The following is a 6,773-nucleotide window of genomic DNA, read 5'->3' as shown; positions in this document are numbered from 1 at the left end:
GACGAATCCACCTGTGTCGCGGGCGATGCCAGGTGGGAGCCAGTCGCAGTACGGCTCGGCGCCGAGGAGCAGGAACAGGCCACGGCAGGGGCGACGGGCCTCGGTCCCGTCGACGGTGCTGCGCACGGTGACCCAACCGAGTCGTCCGTCCTCGTCCGGGCCGCCTTCGATCACCTCCGAGCAGGGCTGCACGGTGATCCGCGGGTTGTAGGCGATCTCGCCGATGAGGTACTGCGACATCGTCTCCTCCAAACCGCGACGACGGACGAGGATCGTCACCGACCGGGCGAACCGGGCGAGGTGGATCGCGGCCTGCCCGGCCGAGTTGCCGCCGCCAACGACGACCACGTCGTACCCCTCGGTCTCCCGGGCGGCCGTCATCGCGCTGCCGTAGTTGACGCCGAGTCCGACGAGGTCATCGATGCCGGGCGCGTGCAGACGGCGGTACTTGACTCCAGCCGCGATGACGACGCCGCGGGCGTGCACGTCCCCGCCGTCGGTGCACAGGGTGTGCGGGGCGCGCCTGCCGTCCTCGGCGAGGTCCCCGGGAACGAGCTCCGTGACCGGCCAGCCGCTGAAGAACCGGGTCCCGAAGCGGATCGCCTGGTTGCGGGCGCGCTGCGCCAGGCGCATCCCGGAGATGCCACGGGGGAAGCCGAGGTAGTTGCGGATCATCGACGACGTGCCGGCCTGACCCCCGATCGCCTCGGCCTCGATGACGACCGTCGACAACCCCTCCGACGAGGCGTAGACGGCAGCTGCCAGTCCCGCCGGTCCGGCCCCGACGATGGCGACGTCGACCACCTGGTCGACCTCGATGTCGGCCGGCTGGCCGTAGATGCGGACCGCGACGTCGCGGACGCTGCGCGGGGAGCCAACGGTCTGGTCCGCCCCCATGACGACCGGGAACTCCGGTTCGCCGTCCGGTCCGCCGTCGAGCCGGGACAGCACGGCCCTGCCGACCTCGGAGTCGGGGGCGTAGACCCGGTTGGGCATCCCCATGCGGTCCAGGTAGTCGCGGATGCTGAGCGTCAGAGGGTCCTGCGTCGGCGACACGATCTTGACGGTGACGACCTCGGGCTCGGCAACGGTCGAGCCCCAGTCCGACAGCAGCTCGCTGATGGCGGTGTGGAACTCCTCGTCCCGCACGCCTCGGGGCATGAGCAGGAACGCGTCGTACTTGCCCTTGGCCAAGCCCGGTCTGAGCGGGGTGGCGTCGTCCCGGAACACCGACCAGTGAGCCGCGATGACCCTTCGCGCCGTCGGCACGACCCCGCGCCACCAGCCGAAGGCCTCGAGGACATGGGCGTCCGGCAGCCGTGACTCGGCGACGAACATCGCCACCTGGCCGCCTTCGGCGCTGATCCGCTTCGCGGTCAGCTTGGCCTCCATGGCGGACCTCGCTGTGTGGAGGTCGTACTCACGGGCGTACCGGCCGAACTGGTCCACGAGCGTGTCCAGGTGCTCGGGCCCGACGAGGATGATTGCGGGCATCACCCCATCGATCCTAGGAGCGCAGGGCACGTCCGTGCATGCGTTCGGTGTCGGTCCGGCGAACTAGGGTCGGGTCCATGACGGTGGTTGGTGATGACGGGCTGGCACGTCCCGCCTGGGCCTCGGTCGACCCGCTCCTCAAGGAGTACTACGACACGGAGTGGGGCATGCCGGTCCGCGACGAGCGGGGCCTCTACGAGCGGATCTGCCTCGAAGGGTTCCAGTCGGGGCTGTCATGGGCGACGATTCTGCGCAAACGGCCGGCCTTTCGAGCGGCGTTCGCGGACTTCGACCCGGACGTCGTCGCCGGCTTCGCTGAGGCCGACGTCGAGCGACTCATGGCTGACGCGGGCATCGTCCGGAACCGGATGAAGATCCGGGCGACGATCCAGAACGCCCGGGCGACGATCGCGCTCCGCGAGGACGGTGGCCTCGTCGACCTGGTGTGGAGCTTCCAGCCGAGCGAGACGCCGAGGCCGAGTGACTACTCCGAGGTGCCGACCGCGTCCGACGAGTCGAAGGCCCTGTCGAAGGCACTGCGCAAGAAGGGGTTTGCGTTCGTCGGGCCGACGACGATGTTCGCCCTGATGGAGGCCATTGGCATGATCGACACGCATCTCTTGGCCAGCCATCGACGCGCATCATCGGGCGTCTGGCCGGAGTGACTGTTCTGAAATGACGTGTCAGGCCCTCGCGAGGCCTCGGGTCCCCGGTGATTCGGGGCCACTCGCGAGCGTCGGACTCACATGCTGCTCCGCGAGGCGGAGCAGTATGCGGGCCGAGACGGCGCGAAGCGCACACTCGACGCCACGGGGGACAACGCGGGACGTGGGCGTCGGCTGGTGGCCAAGTCAGCTCAGAGGTAGTCCTCGTAGGCAGGCAGGTCGAGCACGCCGTTGCCGGACAGACCGATGACGATCGTTTCCTCGGTCGTCGAGGCACGCGCGTGCGCCAGAGCCGCCGCCACAGCATGCGTCGACTCGGGCGCGGGGATGATCCCCTCCGCCCGGGCGAACTCGATGCCGGCCTGGAAGGCATCCTCCTGCTCGACCGCGGTCGCGGACAGGAGGCCCAGCTCGTGTGCGTGGGAGACCATCGGGGCCATGCCGTGGTAGCGCAGGCCGCCGGCGTGGATCGGCGGTGGCACGAAGTCCTTGCCGAGGGTGTGCATCTTGAGCAGCGGCGTGAGGCCGGCGACGTCACCGTGGTCGTAGCGGTACTCGCCCTGCGTCAACGATGGGCAGGCGGCGGGCTCGCAGGCGACGACCTTCGTCGTCGCGCCATCGCGCAGGTTGCGCCCGATGAAGGGGAAGGACAGCCCGGCGAGGTTCGACCCGCCGCCCGCGCAGCCGAAGATGACATCGGCGGTCTCGCCGATCGAGTCGAGCTGGTCGAGCGCCTCGATCCCGATGACGCTCTGGTGGAGCAGCACGTGGTTGAGCACGCTGCCTAGCGAGTAGTGGGCGTTGGGGTCCTTGGCCGCAACTTCGACCGCCTCCGAAATGGCCATGCCGAGCGAGCCGGTCGTGTCGGGGTCGTTCGCGAGCATGGCCCGCCCGGCCTCGGTGAGGTCGGACGGTGACGGGTGACAGACGCCGCCGTAGGTCTCCATCTGGTACCGGCGGTAGGGCTTCTGGTCGTAGGACGCACGAACCTGCCAGATCTCACACTCGAGGCCGAGCAGCGAGCAGGCGAGGGCGAGCGACGCGCCCCACTGCCCGGCGCCGGTCTCGGTCGTCAGCTTCGTTGCGCCCTCGACGGCGTTGTAATAGGCCTGCGCGACTGCGGTGTTGGGCTTGTGCGACCCCGCTGGACTCACGCCTTCGTACTTGTAGAAGATCTTGGCCGGCGTGCCGAGGACCCGCTCAAGGCGATGTGCGCGGATGAGCGGGGACGGCCGCCACAGGGCATAGATCTCCCGGACGGTCTGCGGGATCTCGACCCAACGCTCGGTGCTGACCTCCTGCTGGATCAGGGCCATCGGGAAGAGAGGCGCGAGGTCGTCCGGACCGAGCGGCTGCTGGGTGCCGGGGTGGAGCGGGGGAGGGCAGGGCTCGGGCAGGTCGGATGCCAGGTTGTACCAGTGCGTCGGCACGGACGAGGGCACGACGGCACCCGTCGGCTCGGTGAGCGGCTGGCTGGAGCGGACCTCGGTCATGACGCCTCCTCGAGAGGGCTTTCTGCATTGTGGCGAGAGTGCCATCAGCGCGAGGCTAACCGAGCGCCGCGTCCTCGCGGGAGCCCCTTTCGCCTGTCGAGTGGGCGGTCTGTCAGCGCGACGACCGCTGTCCGAGCAGGGCGGCGAGGTACTTCGCCCGGAGCGTGGCGTTCGACTGGCTCTCTGCGGAGCCGGCCATCGGGTCGACGTCCTGCACGAAGACTGCGCCCTCGGGCGGGAGCGTCCCGTCGAGCAGGTAGGCGGACACCGCCTCGTCCGCAGCTGCTGAGAGGAAGAGCGTCGTGTGGCCCCAGCCGTCGACGGTGAGCTGGCGAGAGTTCGGGAGCAGGTCCGCCACTCGGTCGGCCCCGTGGAGTGGGGTGGCCGGGTCGAAGCGCGTGCTGGCGACGAGGACCGGGTTGGCGGTCGTGGCCGTGAACGGTCCGGTGTAGCGGTCATCGCTGGCACCCGGCCAGGCGCTGCAGATCGAGGAGATCCAGGTCCATAGCGGTCCGAATCTCGACACCTGCTCGCGCTCGTCCGCGGCCGCTGCCCAGGCTGCGAGCGAGTCGGGGTTGTCACTGTCGCTGCAAGCCACTCCCGCGAACGCCTCGACGCCGAAGTACACGGGGAAACCCCCGCGGCCGGAACCGACCGAACGGCGCTTCGACTGGAACGTCGTGGCCGAGACCGGCTCGGCACTCAACGCCTGCGACTCGATGAAGGCGAGGTACTCCGCAAAGAACGACCAGCTCGGGGAGTCGTACAGCGCGCCCAGCGTGTCGCCGACCAGGAACCGGTGGTCGTAGAGGAACCCGTCGAAATCGATAGGGTCGGCGCGGAGGTGATCCTCGAGCGCTTCGTAGCGGGCGGCCGTGCCCCCCGGCGCCGAGAACGCACAGGTGTCGGCGGCCTCGTCGCACAGCCGGAAGAACTCGTTCAGGGTGTCCCTTGCGCCGATGTCGCTGCGCAGCCTCGTCGAGAAGGGCTCGTCCTCCTGGCCGGGGTCGCCGGTCGTCCAGTCGATCGGGTCGAGGACGCCATCCACGACAACGGCGCGCACCCTGTCCGGGAAGAGGTTGGCGTAAGTCGTGCCGAGGAAGCTGCCGTAGGAGTATCCGGCATAGGTGAGCTGCTCGTCGCCGACGGCAGCGCGCAGGAGGTCGAGGTCCCTCGCCACGTCGGCAGTCGACATGTGGTCGAGGATGCGGCCACCCTTCTGGTCGCAACCCGACTGCATGGCCGCGTCCGCCGCAGCCCAGTCAGCTATTTCCTCGGTCGTCTCGGGCCACACCACGTCTGTGAACCAGGCGCCGATTTGCCGGTTGCTGCCGGCGCAACGCAGCTGGGTGCTCCTGCCGATGCCCCGCGGGTCGAAGCCCACGATGTCGAATCTCGCCCTCACCTCGTCGGTGTACAGGAACGGCCCGGCGAAGATCGTGAAGTCGATTCCGCTGCCGCCCGGGCCCCCGGGGTTGAGGAAGAGCGACCCGATCCGACTCTCCGGGCCCGACGCGGGGATGCGCACCATCGCAATCTGGATAGAGGCGCCGTTCGGGACGTCGTGGTCCAAGGGAACGGGAACCTGCGCGCACTCGTAGCGGACAGGGGTGTCCGCTCCCAGTTCGGCGGCGAGCCATTGGTAGCAGGGCGACCAGGCGACTTTGGCCGTCGTGGGCGGAGCGGCAGACGCCCCCAAGGCGGCCGGAACCATCGGCGTCAGGATCGCCGCTGTTGCCGTCACCCCGATGAGCATGCGCCTCCAGGGTCGAGCCGCAGATCCGGTGGGCCGATTGGATAGTCGCATGGCGACCCCCTTTGCAGGTGCGCGCGATGGCCGTCTCTCATGCTCCTCCGGCTCAGCCGGACCCGTGCGGAAACGAGGAACATTCCCATCGGGCGTGGGTGTCCGCGGTCGGCTCGGCGTGGTTCACCGCTCCAGAACGGCTCGGGCGGCGTTGTGTCCAGGGATACCGCTCACCCCACCGCCGCGCCTCGCGCCGGCGCCGGCGATGAGGAGTCGCTCGTACGGCGTCTCGACACCCCAGGTGCCGACCCCGTCTGCCGACTCCGCCCAGGGCCACTGGAGTGAGCGGTGCCAGATGTTGCCACCCGGCAGGCCGAGCGACTCCTCGAGGTCGATCGGGCTCTTCCCCTCGATGCACGGGTTGCCAGCCGCGTCCCGGACGAGCAGGTCAGCGATCGGCTCGGCGAGGACGGAGTCGATCGAGCGGAGGACCGCGGCCACGGCCGCCCGCGTCGCCGTGGAGTTGTCGGCGCGGAACAGCCGTGCCGGGAAGTGCAGCCCGAAGACGGTCAGCGTCTGGGCGTCGGTGTCACGCAGGGACGGGCCGAGGATCGAGCGATCGGTCAGGGTGTGGCAGTAGACGTCGCACGGCGGGAGGTCAGGGACGCGCCCGGCGAGCACAGCGGCATACGCCTCATGCAGTTGTCGGTATCCCTCGTTGACGTGGAACGTCCCCGCGAAGGCGGCACGCGGGTCGGTGGCCCCGTCGCGGAGGCGGGGGAGGCGCGTGAGGAGGAGGTTGATCTTGAGCTGCGCGCCCTCGACGTCGCGCTCGGTTGCGATCGGGGCTGCGCCGGCCCGGGTGAGCAGGTCGTTCAGGACGGTGGGTGCGCATGCCGCCAGGATGTTGTTCGCGCGGGCAGAGCCGCCCGCCCACGTCACCCCACCCGTCGATGGGTCCACCGCGGACACGTCGACGCCCGTCTCGATGGTCGCGCCGGCAGCGGTGGCGGCCCTGGCCAGCGCCTCGGTCAACGCACCCATGCCGCCGACCGGGACGTCCCAGTCGCCGGTCCCGCCGCCGATGAGGTGGTAGAGGAGGCAGATGTTCTGGCGCAGCGTCGGGTCGTCGAGGGAGGCGAAGGTGCCGATCAGGGCGTCCGTCGCGATGATCCCGCGGAGGGTGTCGTCGTCGGTGACCGACTCGATGAGCCGGCTGATCGGCTCCTCGGTGAGGGCGTCGAAGAGCGCGTCGTCGCTGATCAGCTCGCGCACCTCGGAGCGTGACCGCAGCGGCTCGAGGACGGTTGGGAAGACGCGCTCGGCGAGCCGGGCCATGCGGTCGTAGAACCGTGTCCAGCCGTCGTGGGCCGC

General features: G+C 69.8%; 5 protein-coding genes. 1 reads left to right on the top strand and 4 read right to left on the bottom strand.

Going from position 1 to position 6,773, the window contains the following annotated elements:
- On the bottom strand, window positions 1-1,494 hold a 1,494-nt coding region (locus VIR15_RS20010; protein WP_331931040.1), incomplete at its 3' end, for an NAD(P)/FAD-dependent oxidoreductase.
- 77 nt (window positions 1,495-1,571) lie between these two features.
- On the opposite strand from VIR15_RS20010, the gene VIR15_RS20005 reads away from it, so the two are divergent.
- Entirely contained in the window at window positions 1,572-2,159 is a 588-nt protein-coding gene (locus VIR15_RS20005; protein WP_331931038.1) for a DNA-3-methyladenine glycosylase I, read from the top strand.
- 191 nt (window positions 2,160-2,350) lie between these two features.
- Here the strand turns inward: VIR15_RS20005 and VIR15_RS20000 are convergent, their stop codons facing one another.
- From VIR15_RS20000 to VIR15_RS19990, 3 genes are all read right to left on the bottom strand, one after another.
- The gene (locus VIR15_RS20000) at window positions 2,351-3,652 is read right to left on the bottom strand and encodes a TrpB-like pyridoxal phosphate-dependent enzyme (protein ID WP_331931036.1); all 1,302 of its coding nucleotides are present in this window, start codon (window positions 3,650-3,652) and stop codon (window positions 2,351-2,353) included.
- A gap of 112 nt (window positions 3,653-3,764) precedes the next feature.
- A complete protein-coding gene (locus VIR15_RS19995; protein WP_331931034.1) occupies window positions 3,765-5,396 on the bottom strand; it encodes an alpha/beta hydrolase in 1,632 nt (543 codons plus the stop codon).
- A gap of 186 nt (window positions 5,397-5,582) precedes the next feature.
- Window positions 5,583-6,773, bottom strand: a 1,191-nt coding sequence (locus tag VIR15_RS19990) for a phytoene desaturase family protein (RefSeq protein ID WP_331931032.1), incomplete at its 5' end; no start/stop codon positions are given.

It is taken from the genome of Intrasporangium sp., assembly GCF_036566125.1.
Taxonomy (GTDB): Bacteria; Actinomycetota; Actinomycetes; order Actinomycetales; family Dermatophilaceae; genus Intrasporangium.
This window is presented reverse-complemented; position numbering and strand designations above follow the sequence as displayed.

Coding starts and splice junctions, on each gene's coding strand:
- VIR15_RS20005 (WP_331931038.1), top strand. CDS start 1,572: ATGACGGTGGTTGGTGATGACGGGCTGGCACGTCCCGCCTGGGCCTCG.
- VIR15_RS20000 (WP_331931036.1), bottom strand. CDS start 3,652: ATGACCGAGGTCCGCTCCAGCCAGCCGCTCACCGAGCCGACGGGTGCC.